17 protein-coding genes and 2 pseudogenes are annotated in these 18,403 nt (G+C 72.2%); 12 read left to right on the forward strand and 7 right to left on the reverse strand.

The window, feature by feature from the left end:
* The first annotated feature begins 30 nt into the window (after nucleotides 1-30).
* The 5 genes from OG552_RS10935 to fabF all read left to right on the forward strand — a co-directional run bounded on the left by OG552_RS10935 (nucleotide 31) and on the right by fabF (nucleotide 4,991).
* On the forward strand, nucleotides 31-1,236 hold the full coding sequence (locus OG552_RS10935; protein ID WP_329131703.1) for a PucR family transcriptional regulator: 1,206 nt from the start codon (nucleotides 31-33) through the stop codon (nucleotides 1,234-1,236).
* Nucleotides 1,237-1,325: 89 nt separating this feature from the next.
* A complete protein-coding gene (locus OG552_RS10940) occupies nucleotides 1,326-2,255 on the forward strand; it encodes an ACP S-malonyltransferase (protein WP_329131705.1) in 930 nt (309 codons plus the stop codon).
* Nucleotides 2,256-2,267: 12 nt separating this feature from the next.
* The gene (locus OG552_RS10945; RefSeq protein ID WP_329131707.1) at nucleotides 2,268-3,302 is read left to right on the forward strand and encodes a ketoacyl-ACP synthase III; all 1,035 of its coding nucleotides are present in this window, start codon (nucleotides 2,268-2,270) and stop codon (nucleotides 3,300-3,302) included.
* Nucleotides 3,303-3,394: 92 nt separating this feature from the next.
* Nucleotides 3,395-3,640, forward strand: coding sequence for an acyl carrier protein (locus tag OG552_RS10950; protein WP_311296563.1), 246 nt, complete (start codon nucleotides 3,395-3,397; stop codon nucleotides 3,638-3,640).
* 82 nt (nucleotides 3,641-3,722) lie between these two features.
* Nucleotides 3,723-4,991, forward strand: coding sequence for a beta-ketoacyl-ACP synthase II (fabF, locus tag OG552_RS10955; protein ID WP_329131713.1), 1,269 nt, complete (start codon nucleotides 3,723-3,725; stop codon nucleotides 4,989-4,991).
* A 60-nt stretch (nucleotides 4,992-5,051) separates the two neighbouring features.
* Here the strand turns inward: fabF and OG552_RS10960 are convergent, their stop codons facing one another.
* The gene (locus OG552_RS10960) at nucleotides 5,052-5,960 is read right to left on the reverse strand and encodes an NAD(P)-dependent oxidoreductase (protein WP_329131714.1); all 909 of its coding nucleotides are present in this window, start codon (nucleotides 5,958-5,960) and stop codon (nucleotides 5,052-5,054) included.
* Between the two features lie 22 nt (nucleotides 5,961-5,982).
* On the reverse strand, nucleotides 5,983-6,477 hold the full coding sequence (locus OG552_RS10965; RefSeq protein WP_329131716.1) for a DUF3145 domain-containing protein: 495 nt from the start codon (nucleotides 6,475-6,477) through the stop codon (nucleotides 5,983-5,985).
* A 257-nt stretch (nucleotides 6,478-6,734) separates the two neighbouring features.
* Between OG552_RS10965 and OG552_RS10970 the strand changes: the two genes are divergently transcribed.
* Nucleotides 6,735-7,682: an SGNH/GDSL hydrolase family protein gene (locus OG552_RS10970; protein ID WP_443070909.1), complete on the forward strand. Its 948-nt coding sequence runs from the start codon at nucleotides 6,735-6,737 to the stop codon at nucleotides 7,680-7,682.
* Between the two features lie 30 nt (nucleotides 7,683-7,712).
* Here OG552_RS10970 and OG552_RS10975 read toward each other — a convergent pair whose 3' ends face one another.
* Together OG552_RS10975 and OG552_RS10980 are read right to left on the reverse strand one after the other, a co-directional pair.
* Nucleotides 7,713-8,363 (reverse strand): hypothetical protein, encoded by a 651-nt coding sequence (locus OG552_RS10975; protein WP_329131719.1) that lies wholly within the window; start codon nucleotides 8,361-8,363, stop codon nucleotides 7,713-7,715.
* 41 nt (nucleotides 8,364-8,404) lie between these two features.
* Nucleotides 8,405-10,896, reverse strand: a pseudogene (locus tag OG552_RS10980) (glycoside hydrolase family 3 protein).
* Nucleotides 10,897-11,043: 147 nt separating this feature from the next.
* Between OG552_RS10980 and OG552_RS10985 the strand changes: the two are divergent.
* The gene (locus OG552_RS10985) at nucleotides 11,044-11,670 is read left to right on the forward strand and encodes a TetR/AcrR family transcriptional regulator (protein WP_329131721.1); all 627 of its coding nucleotides are present in this window, start codon (nucleotides 11,044-11,046) and stop codon (nucleotides 11,668-11,670) included.
* A 116-nt stretch (nucleotides 11,671-11,786) separates the two neighbouring features.
* On the opposite strand, the gene OG552_RS10990 is transcribed toward OG552_RS10985, so the two are convergent.
* Together OG552_RS10990 and OG552_RS10995 are read right to left on the reverse strand one after the other, a co-directional pair.
* On the reverse strand, nucleotides 11,787-12,215 hold the full coding sequence (locus tag OG552_RS10990) for an organic hydroperoxide resistance protein (RefSeq protein WP_329131723.1): 429 nt from the start codon (nucleotides 12,213-12,215) through the stop codon (nucleotides 11,787-11,789).
* Between the two features lie 76 nt (nucleotides 12,216-12,291).
* Nucleotides 12,292-13,299: an NADP-dependent oxidoreductase gene (locus OG552_RS10995; protein WP_329131725.1), complete on the reverse strand. Its 1,008-nt coding sequence runs from the start codon at nucleotides 13,297-13,299 to the stop codon at nucleotides 12,292-12,294.
* Between the two features lie 110 nt (nucleotides 13,300-13,409).
* Between OG552_RS10995 and OG552_RS11000 the strand changes: the two genes are divergently transcribed.
* Both OG552_RS11000 and OG552_RS11005 read left to right on the forward strand, forming a co-directional pair.
* Nucleotides 13,410-13,841, forward strand: coding sequence for a MarR family winged helix-turn-helix transcriptional regulator (locus tag OG552_RS11000; RefSeq protein WP_329131727.1), 432 nt, complete (start codon nucleotides 13,410-13,412; stop codon nucleotides 13,839-13,841).
* A gap of 54 nt (nucleotides 13,842-13,895) precedes the next feature.
* On the forward strand, nucleotides 13,896-14,297 hold the full coding sequence (locus OG552_RS11005) for a hypothetical protein (protein ID WP_329131729.1): 402 nt from the start codon (nucleotides 13,896-13,898) through the stop codon (nucleotides 14,295-14,297).
* A 2-nt stretch (nucleotides 14,298-14,299) separates the two neighbouring features.
* On the opposite strand, the pseudogene OG552_RS36415 reads toward OG552_RS11005, so the two are convergent.
* Nucleotides 14,300-14,596 (reverse strand): annotated as a pseudogene (locus OG552_RS36415) (SCO2400 family protein); the annotation flags it as partial.
* A 226-nt stretch (nucleotides 14,597-14,822) separates the two neighbouring features.
* Here OG552_RS36415 and efeU point away from each other — a divergent pair.
* The 3 genes from efeU to efeB all read left to right on the forward strand — a co-directional run bounded on the left by efeU (nucleotide 14,823) and on the right by efeB (nucleotide 18,389).
* Nucleotides 14,823-15,683: an iron uptake transporter permease EfeU gene (efeU, locus tag OG552_RS11010; protein ID WP_329131731.1), complete on the forward strand. Its 861-nt coding sequence runs from the start codon at nucleotides 14,823-14,825 to the stop codon at nucleotides 15,681-15,683.
* A 112-nt stretch (nucleotides 15,684-15,795) separates the two neighbouring features.
* The gene (efeO, locus tag OG552_RS11015) at nucleotides 15,796-16,980 is read left to right on the forward strand and encodes an iron uptake system protein EfeO (RefSeq protein WP_329131733.1); all 1,185 of its coding nucleotides are present in this window, start codon (nucleotides 15,796-15,798) and stop codon (nucleotides 16,978-16,980) included.
* Nucleotides 16,981-17,072: 92 nt separating this feature from the next.
* On the forward strand, nucleotides 17,073-18,389 hold the full coding sequence (gene efeB / locus OG552_RS11020) for an iron uptake transporter deferrochelatase/peroxidase subunit (protein ID WP_329131735.1): 1,317 nt from the start codon (nucleotides 17,073-17,075) through the stop codon (nucleotides 18,387-18,389).
* Nucleotides 18,390-18,403: the final 14 nt, after the last annotated feature.

The following is an 18,403-nucleotide window of genomic DNA, read 5'->3' on the forward strand; positions in this document are numbered from 1 at the left end:
CCGCCGCAGGCGATAAGGCAGGCTTGTCACGTGCCCGATGCCCCGCAAGTCCCGAAGGTGCCCGCCGAGCGTTCCCGCGGGGACCACTCCGCGACGCTCAAGCGGCTGGAGAAGTCCGCCGGCCGGCTGGCCGCGAACGCCATCGCGCGGATGGACGAGCAGCTGCCCTGGTACCGGGCGATGCCGCCGGAGAACCGGTCCTGGATCGGACTGGTGGCGCAGGCGGGCATCGCCGCGTTCACCGAGTGGTTCCGCCACCCCGGGGCGCCGCAGGCGATCAGCACCGACGTGTTCGGCACCGCGCCGCGCGAGCTGACCCGGGCCATCTCGCTGCGGCAGACCGTGGAGATGGTCCGCACCACCATCGAGGTGATGGAGGCGGCGATCGACGAGGTGGCCGCCCCCGGCGACGAATCGGTCCTGCGGGAGGCGCTGCTGGTCTACGCCCGGGAGATCGCCTTCGCCACCGCCCAGGTGTACGCGCAGGCCGCCGAGGCACGCGGCGCGTGGGACGCCCGGCTGGAGTCGCTGGTGGTCAACGCGGTGATCTCCGGCGAGGCGGACGAGGGCGTGCTGTCCCGGGCCGCCGCGCTCGGCTGGAGTTCGCCAGACAAGATCGTGGTGGTGCTCGGCACCGCGCCCAACGGGGACAGCGAACTCACCGTGGAGGCGATCCGCCGGGCCTCCCGGCACGCCAAACTGCAGGTGCTCACCGGGGTGCTCGGCGAGCGGCTGGTGGTGGTGGCCGGCGGGGACGACGATCCGCTCCGGGTGGCGAAGGCGCTCATCGGGCCGTTCGCGGCGGGCCCGGTGGTGGCCGGTCCCGTGGTCGGCGACCTGCTCTCCGCGACCCGCTCGGCGCAGGCCGCGGCGGCCGGTCTCCGGGCCTGCGCGGCCTGGCCGGACGCGCCCCGCCCTGTGCTCTCGGACGATCTGCTGCCGGAGCGGGCGATGGCCGGTGACCGGCACGCCCGCGAGCAACTGGTGGAGGAGATCTACAGGCCGCTGGAAGAAGCGGGCTCGGCGCTGCTGGAGACGCTGAGTGTCTACCTGGAGCAGGCATCGTCCCTCGAAGGAGCGGCACGCATGCTCTTCGTGCACCCCAATACCGTTCGCTACCGGCTGCGACGTGTGACCGATGTCACCGGGTGGTCACCCTCTGATGTACGCTCCGCGTTCACCCTGCGCATCGCGCTCATCCTGGGCCGACTCTCCGATGCGGATCGTGCACGCTGACAATTTGTGGGACACCCACAAATCACCTGACAGTTCTTGGTCCCTGTCCCCACCGGCGGGGACACCCGCCCGCGAGAGAGAGTGTGAAGGTGCTCGTACTCGTCGCTCCCGGCCAGGGCGCACAGACGCCCGGCTTCCTCGCTCCCTGGCTCGAACTCCCCGGTGCCGCTGACCAGTTGGCCGAATACTCGGCCGCGGCCGGCCTCGACCTCGCCCGTTACGGGACGAAGGCCGACGCCGACGAGATCCGGGACACCAAGGTCGCCCAGCCGCTGCTGGTGGCCGCCGGCCTGCTCACCGCCACCGCACTGAACGCGGCACCCGCCGCGGTGGCCGGTCACAGCGTCGGCGAGATCACCGCCGCCGCCCTGGCCGGTGTGCTCGACCCGACCGACGCGATGACCTTCGTGGCCGCCCGCGGCCGGGCGATGGCCGACGCGGCGGCGGTCACCGAGACCGGCATGTCCGCGGTGCTCGGCGGCGACCCGGACGCGGTCGTGGCCCACCTGGCAGGTCTCGGCCTGACCCCGGCGAACATCAACGGCGGCGGCCAGATCGTCGCGGCCGGCACGATGGAGCAACTCGCCGCGCTCGCCGCCGACAAGCCCGAAGGCACCCGGGTGATGCCGCTGAAGGTGGCCGGTGCCTTCCACACCGCCCATATGGCCCCCGCGGTTGCGACACTGGAGGCACTGGCACCGCGGTTGTCGGTCGCCGACCCCCGGCTGCCGTATGTTTCCAACGCCGACGGGCAGACGGTGGACACCGGCGCGGAGGTCGTACGCAGGCTGGTCGCACAGGTGTCGAACCCGGTGCGCTGGGACCTGTGCATGGAGACGTTCAAGCAGCGCGGGGTCACTGCGATCATTGAGGTGGCACCCGGCGGCACGCTGGTGGGTCTGGCCAAGCGGGCGCTGCCCGGGGTCCGGACCCTGGCGCTGAAGAGGCCGGATGACCTCGAAGCGGCCCGCGCGCTGATCGCCGACGTGAGCGAACCCGCCGAAGACCGAGCCGAATAGGAGTCCTGTCCGATGACAGCGAAGATCAGCCCCACCAAGGGTGCGCCGTACGCGCGGATCCTCGGCGTCGGCGGCTACCGCCCGACCCGCGTGGTGCCCAACGAGGTGATCCTGGAGCACATCGACTCCAGCGACGAGTGGATCAGGACCCGTTCCGGCATCGCCACCCGGCACTGGGCGGGACCGGACGAGACCGTCGCCGAGATGTCGCTGGCCGCGGGCGGCAAGGCCATCGCGGACGCCGGGATCGACGCCTCCGAAGTCGACGCGGTCATCGTCGCCACCGTCTCGCACTTCAAGCAGACCCCGGCGGTGGCCACCGACATCGCGCACCGGATCGGCGCCGGCAAGCCGGCCGCCTTCGACATCTCCGCGGGCTGCGCCGGCTTCACCTACGGCCTGACGCTCGCCAAGAGCATGGTGGTCGAGGGTTCCGCCCGGCATGTGCTGGTGATCGGCGTGGAGCGGCTCAGCGACCTCACCGACAAGACCGACCGGGCCACCGCGTTCCTCTTCGGCGACGGCGCGGGCGCGGTGGTGGTCGGCCCGTCCGAGGTGCCCGCCATAGGCCCGACGGTTTGGGGTTCGGAGGGTGACAAGTCCGAGACCATCACCCAGACGATCGCCTGGGACCGCTTCCGGGTGGACGACGTGGCCCAGCTGCCGCTCGACGAGAGCGGCGCGGTCAAGTTCCCGGCGATCACCCAGGAAGGCCAGGCGGTCTTCCGCTGGGCGGTCTTCGAGATGGCCAAGGTCGCCCAGGAGGCGCTGGACGCCGCCGGGATCACCGCCGACGAGCTCGACGCGTTCATCCCGCACCAGGCGAACATGCGGATCATCGACTCGATGATCAAGGCGCTGAAGCTGCCGGCCCATGTCGCGGTCGCCCGCGACATCGAGACCACCGGCAACACCTCCTCCGCCTCCATTCCGCTCGCCATGGAGCGGCTGCTCGCCACCGGTGAGGCCAAGAGCGGCGACACCGCGCTGGTCATCGGGTTCGGGGCGGGTCTGGTCTACGCGGCGACTGTCGTTACTCTCCCCTAGGCACATCCCACGCGGCGCCGCAGTCCAGCACGCCGCACCACCCGGTCAGACACCTGGTTACCCAACCCGGTCACACATCAAGGAGCGCCGTAATGGCCACCAAGGAAGAGATCGTCGCCGGTCTCGCCGACATCGTGAACGAGATCGCCGGCATCCCCACCGAGGACGTCCAGCTGGACAAGTCCTTCACCGACGACCTGGATGTCGACTCGCTGTCCATGGTCGAGGTCGTCGTGGCGGCCGAGGAGCAGTTCAGCGTGAAGATCCCGGACGACGACGTGAAGAACCTCAAGACGGTCGGCGACGCCGTCGACTACATCCTGAACGCTCAGGGCTGAGCAGGCCCCCTCACGGGCCCCCAACCCCCCGGACGACGTGTCTGTCGCCCGCCCTTCTAGCCAGACGTGGAGAGACATTCCTGTGAGCCCGACCAATCACACCGTGGTCGTCACCGGTATCGGAGCAACCACACCGCTGGGTGGCGACAGCGCGTCGACCTGGGAGGCGCTGCTCGCCGGCCGTTCCGGCGTGCGGACGCTTACGGAGGACTGGGCGGCCGAGCTGCCGGTGCGGATCGCCGCCCGGGTGGCTGTGGAGCCCGGCGAGATCCTGCCGCGGCCGCTCGCGCGGAAGTTGGACCGCAGCGCGCAGTTCGCGCTCATCGCCGCCCGCGAGGCGTGGGCCGATGCCGGCTTCACCGCCAAGGCGGGCGAGGACCCGGCGGTCGACCCCGACCGGCTGGGCGCGGTGATCGCCTCCGGCATCGGCGGTGTCACCACCCTGCTCGACCAGTACGACGTGCTCACCAAGCAGGGCGTCCGCAAGGTGTCCCCGCACACCGTGCCGATGCTGATGCCCAACAGCCCGGCCGCGAACGTCGGTATCGACGTCAACGCGCGGGCCGGCGTGCATACCCCGGTCAGCGCGTGCGCCTCCGGCGCCGAGGCGATCGGTTACGCCATCGAGATGATCCGCACCGGCCGCGCCGACGTGGTCGTCGCGGGCGGCACCGAGGCGGCGATCCACCCGCTGCCGATCGTGGCCTTCGGCAACATGATGGCGATGTCCAAGAACAACGACGACCCCGAGGGCGCCTCCCGGCCGTACGACGCGGACCGCAACGGTTTCGTGCTCGGCGAGGGTGCCGGCGTGGTGGTCCTGGAGTCGGCGGAGCACGCCGCGGCACGCGGCGCCCGGGTGTACGTGGAGGCGGTCGGCCAGGGCATCTCGTCCGACGCGCACCACATCACCCAGCCGGAGCCGTCCGGGCGGGGCATCGCGGCGGCGCTGCAGCACCTGCTGGAGAACTCCGACCTCAAGCCGGCCGAGATCGTGCACGTCAATGCGCACGCCACGTCCACCCCGCAGGGTGACGTCGCGGAGATCAAGGCGCTGCGGCGCATCTTCGGGGACGACGTCGACCACATGGCGGTCTCCGCCACCAAGTCGATGACCGGCCACCTTTTGGGCGGCGCCGGCGGTATCGAGACGGTCGCCACGGTGCTGGCCCTCCACCACCGGCTGGCCCCGCCGACGATCAACCTCGACCACCAGGACCCCGAGGTCGACGCGGACATCGTCTCCGGTGCCCCGCGCCCCCTTCCCGAGGGCACCATCGCCGCGCTGAACGACTCCTTCGGCTTCGGCGGCCACAACGTCGTCCTCGCCTTGCGCACCCCGAGCCGCTGAGGCTCCTTCGCGGGGTGCCCTGCCCGGTCACGGTGACGGGGCAGGGCCGGAGCATCGACGTCACCCGGCGGCGGGCGCACCGCCGCCGGGGAAGCTGGCGAAGTACGCCGCGGCCATGTCCTCCCCGTCGTGCCCGAGTTCCGCCGCCCGGCGGAAGCGCTCCACGCCGGCCGCGGCCAGGTCGAGGCGGATACCGGCCGACTCCGCGGCGGCGACGATGAGGCGGAGGTCCTTCTCCGCACCGGACAGCGTGAAGTTGGGCGCGAAGTCGCCGCCGAGGATGGCGCCTGCCTTCAGACGGAGATAGGGGACGTCCATCGCCCCGCCGTCGATGGCCTCGAAGAAGCGCTCGGGGGCCACCCCGAGCCCCTGGGCCAGCGCCAGCGTCTCGCCCGTGGCGAGCGTGAGCGCCAGCACCCAGTTGTTGAGGACGAGCTTGAGCCGGCTGGCCGGCGCCTGCGCGGCCTCGCCGTCGAGCCAGATGGTCTTGCCGCCGATCGCGTCGAAAACGCGGGCGGCGACGCCCCGGGCGGCAGCCGGCCCGGCCGCGGTGACGGTGAGCTGACCGGCCTCGGCGACCGATTTGGTGCCGAGAACGGGCGCGTCGAGGAAGAGGATGCCGCGCTCGGCGGCGAAGGCGGCGAGTTCGCTCTGGGCCTGGGGGCCCACCGTGCTGGTCTGCGCCCACACCGCGCCGTCCTTCAGCGCGGGAGCGGCGGTCCGCATCACCTGGAACACCGCGGGCCCGTCGAGCAGCATCGTGAGGACCGCGTCGGCGTCCCTTACCGCCTCGGCGGCGTCGGCGTCGACCTCGATGCCGTGCTCGGCCAGTGGCTGGGCGCGGGAGACCGTACGGTTCCAAACGCGGACCCGGTGTCCGGCGGCGGCGAGACTGCGGGCCATGCCGGCGCCCATGATGCCGGTGCCGAGGACCGCGACGGTGAGGGGGGCGTGAGAGTCGGTGGACATGACCACCAGGCTATGCCCGCGCTCAGACCACCTGGTGGAGCCAGCGGACCGGCGCGCCCTCGCCCGCGTAGCGGAACGGCTCCAGCTCGTCGTCCCACGGCTTGCCGAGCAGTTTCGCCAGCTCGCCCTCCAGATCGGCCTCGCCCTTGCGGGCCCGCAGCATCGCGGCGCGCAGCCGGTCCTCCGGGATCAGGATGTCCCCGTGCATGCCGATGACCGCGTGGAAGATGCCGAGTTCCGGGGTGGCGCTGTAGCGCTCGCCCTCGGCGCTCGCGCAGGGCTCCGCGGTGACCTCGAAGCGCAGCATGTGCCAGCCGCGCAGCGCGGACGCCAGCTTCGAGGCCGTGCCGGGTTCGCCCTGCCAGGAGAACTCGGCGCGCCAGGTGCCGGGGGCGGCGGGCTGGCGGATCCAGTCCAGGGAGACGCGCACGCCGAGGACACCCGCGACCGCCCACTCGACATGCGGGCAGAGCGCGCGTGGCGCGGCGTGCACGTACAGAACACCACGTGTCGTCACCGGTACCTCCAGTGTGGGACGAGGTTCGCCTTCCCCAGCGGCCTCAACACCCGAACCGGTGCTCCCGGGGCAACGTACGACATTCTGCACCATTGTCAACAAACAGGACAACTCTCGTCCCAAACGCCCGGCTGGCGCCGACCTCCCGTCAGTTCCCTTGGGTGTCAGGCTAAAAGCTACCGTGCGGCGTCCTGGAGGGAGTGACGTACCGTCGTCCTCGTACCAGATGTCACCCAGTCGTCGGAGGGGAGTGCCCCATGTGGCAGCCGTTGCGACCGCCCATCCGCCGCCGTCTGCTGCCCGTCGTGGCTGCCCTCGTCCTGTCCGGCCTGGCAGGACTCACCGCGTGCGGCGCCGGCGACCCGCTGCCGGACGGACGGCGGCCGACGCCGTCCGCACAGATCTCGCATTCCGCCACCGGCGCGCCGACCGGCCCCCAGCGCCGCCCCGCGCCCGAACCGCCGGCCCGGCCGTGGAACGCGCACCCGCCGTCGGTCGCCGCGCTCGGCGACTCGATCACCCGCGGATTCGACGCGTGCAATCCGCTCGCCGACTGCCCCGAGGTCTCCTGGGCGACCGGCTCCCGTACGAAGGTCGGCAGCCTCAGCAGCCGCCTCACCGGGGTCTCCACCTGGAACGTCGCCGAGTCCGGGGCGCGGGTGTCCGGCCTGATGGCGCAGGCGCGCGCCGCCGCGGCGCACAGACCGGCCATGGTCACGGTGCTGATCGGCGCCAATGACGCCTGCACGGCCACCACCGCGGCCATGACCCCGGTCGCCGAGTTCCGGTCGGAGTTCGCGGCCGCGCTGGCGTATCTGCACCGCACCCTGCCCACCACCCAGATCCTGGTGGCGAGCATTCCCGACCTCCAGCGGCTGTGGTCGGTGGGGCGGACGAACGTGCTCGGCAAGCAGGTCTGGAAGCTGGGTCTGTGCCCGTCGATGCTGGGCGACGCCGACGCGCAGACCGCCGCGGCCCAGCAGCGGCGGACGACGGTACGGGACCGGGTGATCGCCTACAACGCCGCGATGGGGCAGGTCTGTGCGGGGTACGTCCGCTGCCGCTACGACGGCGGCGCGGTCTTCGCCTACCGGTTCGGGACGGACGAACTGAGCCACTGGGACTGGTTCCACCCCAATGAGCGGGGCCAGGCCGAACTCGCCCGGATACTCGCCTCGGTGGCGGGACTCACCGCCAAGGGCTGACCCGTGACCGTGAGTCCGGGCGCCCCGGCGTCAGCCGGAAATGGTGATGAGCACCCGCGGCCGGGCGTCGATGCCGAGGGCGGTCCGCTCGACGCTGACCGTCAGCTGTTCGCTGCCGTTCAGGCTCTTCGGGATGGAGGCGAAGTCGCCGGTGATCTGCCCCGTGCCGCACTGAGCCTGGGGGACGCCGATGTCGCCGCCGTCCAGGCTGTTCCCGTAGGCGTCGGTGCGCGGGTCGCCCGCCTGGTCCGGAGCGACCAGCCGCTGTTGGCGCAGGTAGTCCTCCATCGCCTGCCGGGTGCTGGTGAAGAACGCGGTGAACCGCACCCCGTCCGGCGCCTGGGTGTTCTCCTCGTGCGTCGCGTAGTGCAGGCCCTTGACCACGGCGGGCAGGCCAATCCCCTGGCTCTGCAGCGCCGGGACCAGCGGGGTGTCGCTGCCGGCGCAGGCACGGGAGTCCCCGAAGGGGTGGTCCGCGCCGAAGAGGTCGTCGCCGAAGAGCAGGCCGAGGAGGACGAGGATCACCACCGCGGGCACCGCGAAGAGCAGCAGCGGGGCGAAGTTCCGCCGCCGGCCGTCCGTTTCGTCGTCCTCGTGCCACTCGCGCTCGTCGGCCGCTTCGTATCCGTCGGCCCCGTAAGACCTGTCGCCCGCCTCGACCCCGCTGTGTTCGTCCTCCACCGCGTCCCTCCCCCTGCCGTTCGGCGGGCAGGAGCATACCCTCAGCCGGTCAGCGGGACGGACAGCCGGGGGTCGGCCAGGCTGTGGGCGGCGGTCAGGGTGTAGTCGCCGGGCAGGAGCCGCCAGACCGACGCGGCCTCGTCCCAGACTTCCGCGGCCCGGCGGGGGATCGGCACCTCGACCTCGGCCAGGCCGCCCGGCGCGGCGGTGACCGCGCCGAAGCCGGCCAGCCAGCGGGCCGGCCGTTCCACCGGGAAGTCCCCGTCCGGCGCCAGGTAGAGCTGGACGACCTCCCGGCCGGGGCGGGCACCGGAGTTGCGCAGGGTGACCCGGGCGGTGGCGAGCGTGCCCTCCTCCGGGTCGCCCGGCTCGACGGTCAGCGTCCGGTACTCCCACTCCGTGTAGCCGAGCCCGTGCCCGAAGGGGTAGGCGGGCGCCGGTCCCGGGCGGCGGTCCCAGGCGCGGTAGCCGATGAACAGGCCCTCGTCGTACGGGAGTACGCCGTCGGCCGGGGTGACCCGGGTGACGGGGGCGTCGGCCAGACGGGCCGGCCAGGTGGTGGGGAGCCTGCCGCCCGGCTCCGCGGCGCCGAGCAGGACGTCCGCGAGGGCGGCGCCCGCCTCCTGACCGGGGAACCAGGCGAGCAGCACCGCCGCGACCTGCTCCCGCCACGGAAGTTCCACCGGGGAGCCGGAGTTGACGATCACCACGGTGCGCGGGTTGACCGCCGCGACCCGGGCGACCAACTCGTCCTGGCGGCCCGGCAGTCGCAGATCGGTGCGGTCGAAGCCCTCGGACTCGACGCGCTCGGTGGTCGCGACGACCACCACCGCGGTGTGCGCGGCCCGCGCCGCTTGGACCGCCTCCGCCAGCAACTCCTCGGGGTCCCGCTCGGGTTCACCGTGCAGCAGGGCGAACCCGACCGCCTCGATGGGGAGCCCGGCCGACTTCGGCGGTGTGCAGAGCAGGCTGACCCCGACCGGCTGCCCGGCGGTCAGCTCCACCGTGCCGCGTTCGGTGGGCTGCCCGAAGAACGCCTCGAACGGGTCGGCGTTCGCGTCCTGCTGGCGGCCGTCGAAGAGCACCTGTCCTGCCACGGTGAGCCGGAAGGCGCCGGTTCCCCGGGTGCCGAAGCGGTGCGCCCCGCTCACCCGGGGGGTGAAGGTCCCCACCGTCTCGACGGTGTGCAACTGCTCGTAGGAGACACCGGACGGCAGGTCGCCGAGCCACTGCAGGTGCCCGCCGGGCATCGGCTCGGCGCCCAGCTCACGCCCTGCGGCGTCCCGGACGACGGCGCGCAGGGTGAACCCGGCGCCGGCGGGGGCCAGTTCCTCGCTGGGGTCGGCGCCGAGCGCGTACGTCAGCGGTACGCCGGCCGGCAGCGCCGCCCGGAGCCCGTCGAGCGGGGAGACCACCCGGTCGGGGAAGACCTGCGCCGAACCTCCGCCGAGTATCCGGGCGTCCCGGGCGGCGGCGCCGATCAGTGCCACCCCGCCGGTGAAGTCGTCGAGCGGCAGGACCGGCGCGGCCCCGCGGACCGCGTTGCGCACCAGCACGCAGCCGCGCACCGCGATCTCCCTGGCCAGCGCGTCCCCGTCGATGCCGGCCGGCCGTCCGGCGACCGAGACGGCCGCCGGGGTGCCGGAGAGCAGCCCGGCCCTGGCGGCCAGCCGCAGCACCCGGCGGGCCGCGTCGTCCACCACACTCTCGGCGACCTCACCGGCCCGCACGGCGGCGGCCAGCGCCTCCCCGTAGACGGTCAGCGGGCCGGGCATCGCGATGTCGAGGCCGCCGTGCACCGCGCCGGTGGTGGAGCGGGCGGCGAGCCAGTCGGAGACCACGATCCCGTCGAATCCCCACTCGCCGCGCAGCACGCCGTTCACCAGCGCGTCGTGCTCGGTCATGGAGACGCCGTTGACGGCGTTGTAGGCGGCCATCACGCCCCACGGGCGGGCCCGGCCACGATCGCCTCGAAGGGGGCCAGGTACAGCTCCCGCAGGGCACGCTCGCCGATCCGGTTGTCGACGGTGAAGCGCTCGGTCTCGGCGTCGTTGCCGGTGAAGTGCTTCACGGTGACCCCGACGCCGCCGTCCTGGACGCCGAGCACGTATCCGGTGCCGATCGCGCCGGTCAGATACGGGTCCTCGCTGTACGCCTCGAAGTGGCGGCCGCCGAGCGGGCTGCGGTGCAGGTTGACGGTGGGCGCGAGGAGCACGTGCACGCCCTTGCGGTGGGCCTCCTGGGCGAGCAGCCGGCCCGCCCGGCGGGCGAGCCGCGGGTCCCAGGCGGCGGCCAGCGCGGTGGGGCTGGGCAGCGCCACGGACGGGTCGACGGAGGTCCAGCGGCGGCCGCGTACCCCGATCGGGCCGTCGGACATCACCAGCGAGGCCAGGCCGATCTCGCCGAGCGCGGGCAGCGTCCACATGTCCTGCCCGGCCAGCAGCCGGGTCTTGGCGGCGAGATCGAGCTTGCCGAGCGCGGCTTCCACCGCCCGTTCCCGTTCGGCGTCCGCGCCCTGTGCGTACGGCGTCATGTCCCGTCCCCGTCCTGTGGGTCACCCCGGTGTGATCCTTCCGGGCTGCCATCGTGCGCCGGAACCGGCCGGATCACCTGTCGTACGACAGGCATGGATGCCATTCCGTTATCTTGTAGGTTCTGGCCAGGGAGAGGGGGCGGGGACATGCCGCGTACCAGGGGCGACCGCGGGGAACGGCGTACCGGGATCATCCAGGCGGCGACCGAGGTGATCGCCGAGCGCGGCTACCGGGGCGCCACCCTGGCGGCCGTCGCCGAACGGGTGGGGCTGACCCAGCAGGGGCTGATGCACCACTTCCCGACCAAGGAGGCACTGCTGGTGGCGGTGCTGGAGGCCCGCGACCAGTGGGACATGGCGTCCGCGGCGCTGCACGGCCGGTCCTGGCCGCTGGAGGTGGTGGCGAATCTGGTGGAGTACAACGCCACCCGGCCCGGCATCGTGCAGGCGTTCACCGTGCTGGTGGGTGACAGCGTCACCGAGGACCACCCGGCCCAGGAGTACTTCAGGCACCGTTACGCCCACGTCCGCGACGGCGGCGCGCAGGCGCTGCGCGCGGAGTACGGCGACCGGCTGCCCGGCGGGCTCACCCCGGAGCGGGCCGCGACGCTGCTGGCCGCGGTGATGGACGGCCTCCAGGTGCAGTGGCTGCTGGACCCGGAAGCGGTCGACATGCCCGCCGCTTTCCGCGACTTCCTCGCCCTGCTGGCGCCGCCGCCCCCCGTGCCGCGGCAGGCAGCGGCGGCCGACGCGCCGGCGCCGCCCCCGGTCTGAAAGGGCCCGCCGCACAACGGTGCGGACCGCCCCTGCCGGGACGGTCCGCAGGTGACGCCGTCGCGCCGGCGTGCGGTTGTGCGGGCGGGCGTTGTGCGGTTGTACCGGTTGTGCGGTCAGACGACCGTCAGCTCGACGGCTATGTTGCCGCGCGTCGCGTTGGAGTACGGGCACACCTCGTGCGCCTTCTCGGCAAGCTCCTTGGCGGTCGCCGCGTCCACGTTCGGGATGGAGACGGCGAGTTCGACGGTGAGGCCGAAGCCGCCGGCCTCGGTCTTGCCCAGGCCGACCTTGGCGGTCACCCGGGAGCCGGAGACGTCGGCCTTGGTCTGCCGGGCGACGGCACCGAGGGCACTTTGGAAACAGGCGCTGTAACCGGCCGCGAAGAGCTGCTCGGGGTTGGTGCCGGCGCCGCTGCCGCCCAGTTCCTTGGGCGGGTTGACCACGACGTCGAGCTTGCCGTCGTCACTGGAGACACGGCCGTCGCGGCCGTTCTCCGCGGTGGCCACGGCGGTGTACAGAACGTCAACGTTCTGGATGGTCATGAGCAGGTCCTCCATCGATGGACTTCTGTGTCGCGTCGACATCTTGTCGAGCGCGGGGCCGGCGGCCGGCCCCGGGTCACTCCGGGAGGGCGACGATCATCTTCCCGGTGTTCTCGCCACGCAACAGACCGAGAAACGCCTCCACGGTCTTCCCGATTCCCGTCACCACCGTCTCGTGGTGGTGCAGTTCCCCGTCCCGCAGCCAGCCACCGGCCGCACGGAGGAACTCCGGCCGCAGGTCAAGGTGGTCGCTGACCAGGAATCCGCGCAGGGTGAGCCGTCTGCCGACCAGCAGCCCGAGGTTGCGCGGCCCGGGCTGCGGCTCGGTGGCGTTGTAGCCGGCGATCGCCCCGCAGAGCGCGGCCCGGCCGTGCACCCGCAGCGCCGAGATGGCGGCCTCCAGGTGGTCGCCGCCCACATTGTCGAAGTAGACGTCGATGCCGTCGGGCGCCGCGGCCCTCAACTGCTCGGCCACCGGCGCCTTCTTGTAGTTGAAGGCGGCGTCGAAGCCGTACTCCCCGGTCAGCAGCTCGACCTTCTCGTCCGAGCCGGCACTGCCGATCACCCGGGCGGCGCCCTTGAGCCGGGCGAGCTGCCCGGCCTGGCTGCCGACCGCGCCGGCCGCACCGGAGACGAAGACCGTATCGCCCGGGGCCATCGCGGCGATCCGCAGCAGGCCCACGTACGCGGTCAGCCCGGTCATGCCGAGCACCCCGAGGTGGGCGGTCAGCGGCCCCGCCGCCGGATCGACCGTGGTGGCGTGCGCCGCGTCCACCAGCGCGTACTCCCGCCAGCCGAGCGAGTGCAGCACATGGTCGCCCACTGCGAAGCCGTCCGCGGCCGAGGCCACCACCCGGCCGAGCGCGCCACCGGTCATCGGCTGGTCCAGCTCGTAGGGCGGTGCGTACGACTTCGCGTCCTTCATCCGCCCGCGCATGTACGGGTCGACCGACAGATAGAGGTTGCGGACGAGTATCTGACCGGGGCCCGGCTCGGGCACCTCCGACTCGACCAGCGCGAAGTCCCCGGGAAGGGGCCAGCCCTTGGGGCGGGCGACCAGATGCCAGGCGCGGCTCTTCGGCATGCGGGTGTCTCTCCTTCCGCCACAGCTGGACCATGGCAAATGTTCATCTTCTTAATCAACCATGAACCTTGATGTTTCACCTTGTCAAGCAACGGGGTAGCCTCAAACCCATGAACCGCCGCATGGATCCTTTGACCACCGAGGTCGTCGACCTGATCGGCACCGTGGTGGCCCGCTACTACCAGGAGTACGACGCCGCCGCGGCCGTCCATCATCTGACCGGCGCCCAGGCCAGGGTGCTGGCGCTGCTCTCCGGCGGTCCGATGCCGATGCGGCAGATCGCCCAGCGGCTCAAGTGCGAGCCGTCGAATGTGACCGGGATCGTGGACCGGCTGGAGGCGCAGGGCCTGGCCGAGCGGCTCGCGGACCCCTCCGACCGCCGGGTGAAGCTCGCCGCGGCCACCGCGAAGGGGCGGAGCACCGCCGCCGAACTCCGCGACTCGCTGGACTTCGCCCGCGAACCGCTGGCCGCGCTGTCGGTGGACGAGCGGACGGCGCTGCGGGATCTGCTGCAGCGGATGCTGACGCCGGAGCAGGACTGAGGGCACCGCCACCGGGGCGCCCCACGGGCCGAACCGGGCGGTTACGAGCAGAAGATGAGCACGCAGCCGGTCGGCTTCGTGGAGGGCGACGTGGTGTGCGTCGGGGTGGTGCTCGCGGTGTGCGTGGGACGCACGGTCGGCTGGGTGGTGTGCGGGTGCGCGGACGCCGAAGTAGCGGGCGGCGCGGCCGTGGTGGGCGCCGACGTGGCCGGCCGCTCGGTGGAGGCGGAGGGGGACGCGGAGGCCGAGGCGGACTTCGACGGGGTCTTCGTCCCGGGAGTGGTCGAGGACAGGCCCGCGTCGTCCGGGGCCGGCGTGTCCGAACGGGAACTGGGCGGCGGCGGCAGGTCGTGCACACCGGAGCCGGGCGCCGGGGTCCCGCCGGAAGCGCCGGAGAAGGCGGCCAGGGAGAACATCGTCAGCGCGCCGACCACGGCCACCGCGCCGACGCCGTAAACCGCCGCCCGCTGCCTGCTGCTGCGCCGGGACCGCTTCCTGGGCGCCGGCCGCCCGGCCGCGTACGGAACGGGCTCATACGGGAGGGGGCCGGGATCCGGCTCGTCCAGTACCGGCTCGGACGGCCCCGGCTCGCTCGCCCCCTCGGGCAGCGCACCGCCCGCCGGCTCGTCCGCGACGATGGGCAGCTGCGCCGTGTCGGCGACCTCGGACAGGGCGGACCGGTCCGCGAGCGTCCCGCAACCTGGGCAGGAGTAAGCACCGTTGAGGTGGCGCCTGCACGTCTGGCAGTAATCCATGGCGGATGGACCCTATGGGACGGCTGAGGCCAAGGGGAACCCTCGCCTGGCACCGAAGGTAAAGAGAGCGTCAAATCACATTGATTTTCCGCGCCCGGCAGGCCAGTTCGCCCGATTTGTACGCGCACGTGGCTTGACGCCCCCCAGGGCTTCACGATTCTAATGAGGTTGACCTAACCAAGGGCAGGCTTCGCTAACCGCGTCGATCCGTACGAGAAGGACCCTCATGCTTCCAACGTTCGTCATCGGGCTCCGCGAAGGTCTGGAGGCGGCCCTCATCGTGGGCATCATCGCCTCCTTCCTCGGCCAGCAGGGTCGCCGGGACGCGCTGAAGAAGGTGTGGCTCGGGGTCGCCCTCGCGGTGGGCATCTGCGTCGTGGTCGCGGTCGGTCTGCAGATCTTCTCCAGTGACCTCCCGCAGCGCCAGCAGGAGCAGCTGGAGACGGTGATCGGTGTGATCGCCGTGGTGATGGTCAGCTACATGGTGCTGTGGATGCGCCGTCACTCCCGCGACCTGCGCAAGGACCTGGAGGGCATGGCCGGCCGCGCGCTCTCCGAGGGCTCCGCCTCCGCACTGGTCACGATGGCCTTCCTGGCGGTGCTCCGGGAGGGCTTCGAGACCTCGGTCTTCCTGCTCGCCACCTTCAACGAGAGCAGCAACCCGGCGTACGGCGGCACCGGCGCCGCCCTCGGCATCGTGCTCGCCGCGGTCATCGGCTACGGCATCTACCGCGGTGGCGTGAAGCTCAACCTCTCCCGCTTCTTCCGCGCCACCGGCGTCGTGCTCGTCCTGGTCGCGGCCGGCCTGGTGTCCACCGCGTTCATGACCGCCGCCGAAGGCGGCTGGCTCAACCAGGGCCAGGAGGCGTTCGACCTGTCCTGGCTGGTCCGCCCCGGCACCCCGACCTCCTCGGTGGTCACCGGCGTGCTCGGCATCCAGCCCTTCCCGACCTGGATCATGGTCATCGGCTGGCTCGCGTACACCGCCGTGATGCTCTCCGTCGTGCTCTGGCCGGCCAAGCGACGCAAGGCCCCGGCGGGCGTGCCCGCGGCGCAGACCGAAACCGAGGCCGCGCAGGCCCGTTGACCCGCAGGGCCCGCACCCCCCGCACCCCCGCACGCCCCCTCATCGTCCTTCACCCCCGTACGACCCCTCTCTGTCCCCGTGCGCCCGCGCGGGTCATCCCTAGGAGCTGACCGTGAACCCCCTTGCCAACCACCGCCGAGTCCTGGCCTGTGCCGCGACCGTGATGTCCGCGGGCCTGCTGCTGACCGCCTGCGGCGGCGACAAGGGCGACGACGCGAAGAGCTCCCCGGGCGCGACCGGCGCGAACGCCGGTGCCAAGTCCTCGACCGTCGCCATCACCATCACCGACAAGGACTGCGCGCCGAGCCCGGCCACCGTCCCGGCCGGCGCGGTCAAGTTCACGGTGAAGAACAAGGACTCCGCCAAGGTCACCGAGGCCGAACTCCTCGACGGCGGCAAGATGCTCGGGGAGAAGGAGAACCTGACCCCGGGCCTGTCCGGCGACTTCTCGCTCACCCTGGACGCGGGCAAGTACCAGGTCTACTGCCCCGGCGCGGACACCGACAAGACCGCCTTCACCGTCACCGGTTCCGCCGCGAAGAGCTGGAAGGACGACCCGCAGCTGGTCGCCGCCACCCAGAGCTACGCGGCCTGGATCGACAGCGAGGTCAAGCAGGAGGTGACCGCCACCGACGCGTTCACCGCCGCGGTCAAGGCCGGCAAGCTGGACGACGCCCGGCTGCTCTACGGCAAGGCCCGTATCTACTACGAGCGCATCGAGCCGACCGCCGAGATCTGGGGCGACCTGGACGGCCGGATCGACGGCCGCGCGGACGACGCCGCCACCCCGGCGGACTTCACCGGCTTCCACCGCATCGAGCAGGCGATCTGGCAGAAGAAGTCGCTGGCCGGCATGGGCCCGCTGGCCGACCAGTTGAGCACCGACACCCACGACCTCTACAGCAAGGTCCAGACGGTCGAGTACCAGCCCGCGGAGATCGCCAACGGCGCCACCGACCTGGTCAACGAGATCCAGTCCTCCAAGATCACCGGCGAGGAGGAGCGTTACTCGCACATCGACCTGCTGGACTTCGAGGGCAACCTGGCCGGCGCCAACGAAGCGGTCACCGTGCTGCTCCCGACGCTGAAGGCGAAGGACCCGGCGCTGGTCGCCACCCTGGCCGAGCGTTACCAGCAGACCGCGGACGCGCTGGCCAAGTACGTCGCCAAGCCCGGTTACGAGCAGACCGGCTACGTGGACTACAGCAAGGTCACCGACGAGCAGCGGCGTACGCTGTCGCAGACCGTGAACGCCTACGCCGAGGCCGTCTCCAAGATCGCCGGCGAGATCGCCTGAGCGCCCGGCGAGGGCACGCGGAATCCCCCGCGTGCCCTCGCCCCAGCGCTCCGCGCGCCCCGATCCGAGCGGTCCCAGCGGCCCGAGAGAGAATGTCTGATCCTGTGAACGACACTCCGGACATCACGCCCGACCCCCGCGGTTCCGAGCCGGCCCCCACCGTCAGCCGGCGACGTCTCCTCGGGGCGGTGGGCGCCGGAGCGGCCGTGGCGGGCGCCGCCCTCGGCGCCGGCGGCGCCGTCCTGGTCACCAGGAACGACGACAGCTCCGGCGGCGGAGCCTCCGCCGCCCAGGACGCCACGGTGCCGTTCCGGGACGCGCACCAGGCCGGCATAGCCACCCCGTCCCAGGACCGGCTCTGCTTCGCCACCTTCGACGTGGCCCCGACCGCGTCCCGCGCCGACCTCACCGAACTGCTCAAGACCTGGACCACCGCGGCCGAGGCGATGACGGCCGGCCGGCCGGTGCCCGGCGACGCGGGGGACCTCAACACCCCACCGGACGACACCGGCGAGGCCATGGGCCTCACCCCGGGCCGGCTGACCATCACCATCGGCTACGGCCCCTCCCTCTTCGACGACCGGTTCGGGCTCGCCGCCCGCCGCCCGTCGCTGCTCAAGCGGCTCCCGCAGTTGCCCGGCGAGGACCTGGACGCCGGCAACTCCGACGGTGACCTGTGCGTCCAGGCCTGCGCCGACGACCCCCAGGTGGCCTTCCACGCGGTACGGAACCTGCGGCGGCTCGGCTTCGGCACCGTCGTGCCGCGCTGGATGGAGCTGGGCTTCGGCCGCACCTCCTCCACCTCCCCGCAGCAGGCCACCCCGCGCAATCTGATGGGCTTCAAGGACGGCACCCGCAACATCGACGCCACTGACGGCTCGCTGATGAGCGAGCATGTGTGGATCGGCGACGAGGAGCCCCAGCGGTGGGTGCGCGGCGGCTCGTACCTGGTCAGCCGGAAGATCCAGATGCGGCTGGAACAGTGGGACCGTGACCGGCTCGGCGACCAGCAGGACGTCTTCGGCCGGCTCAAGAACAGCGGCGCCCCGATGACGGGTCACAAGGAGTTCGACACCCCCGACTTCGGGGCGAAGGACGCCGGCGGCGAGTACGTCATCCCCGCCACCGCGCACATCCGGCTGGCCGCCCACGAGAACAACAAGGGCCTGCGCATCCTGCGGCGCGGCTACTCGTACACCGACGGGATCAACCCGGAGACCGGCGACCTGATGGGCGGTCTGTTCTTCGTGGCCTTCATGAAGAGTCCGGACCAGTTCGTCACGCTGCAGCGGATCCTGGGGCAGCACGACGCGCTCAACGAGTACATCCAGCACATCGCCAGCGGGCTCTTCGTGACGCCGCCGGGGCTCGCGGCGGGGCGGGACTGGGGTACGCAGCTCTTCGGCTGACGCGTCCTGGGGCG

Source organism: Streptomyces sp. NBC_01476 (genome assembly GCF_036227265.1).
In the GTDB taxonomy this organism is placed as follows: domain Bacteria; phylum Actinomycetota; class Actinomycetes; order Streptomycetales; family Streptomycetaceae; genus Actinacidiphila.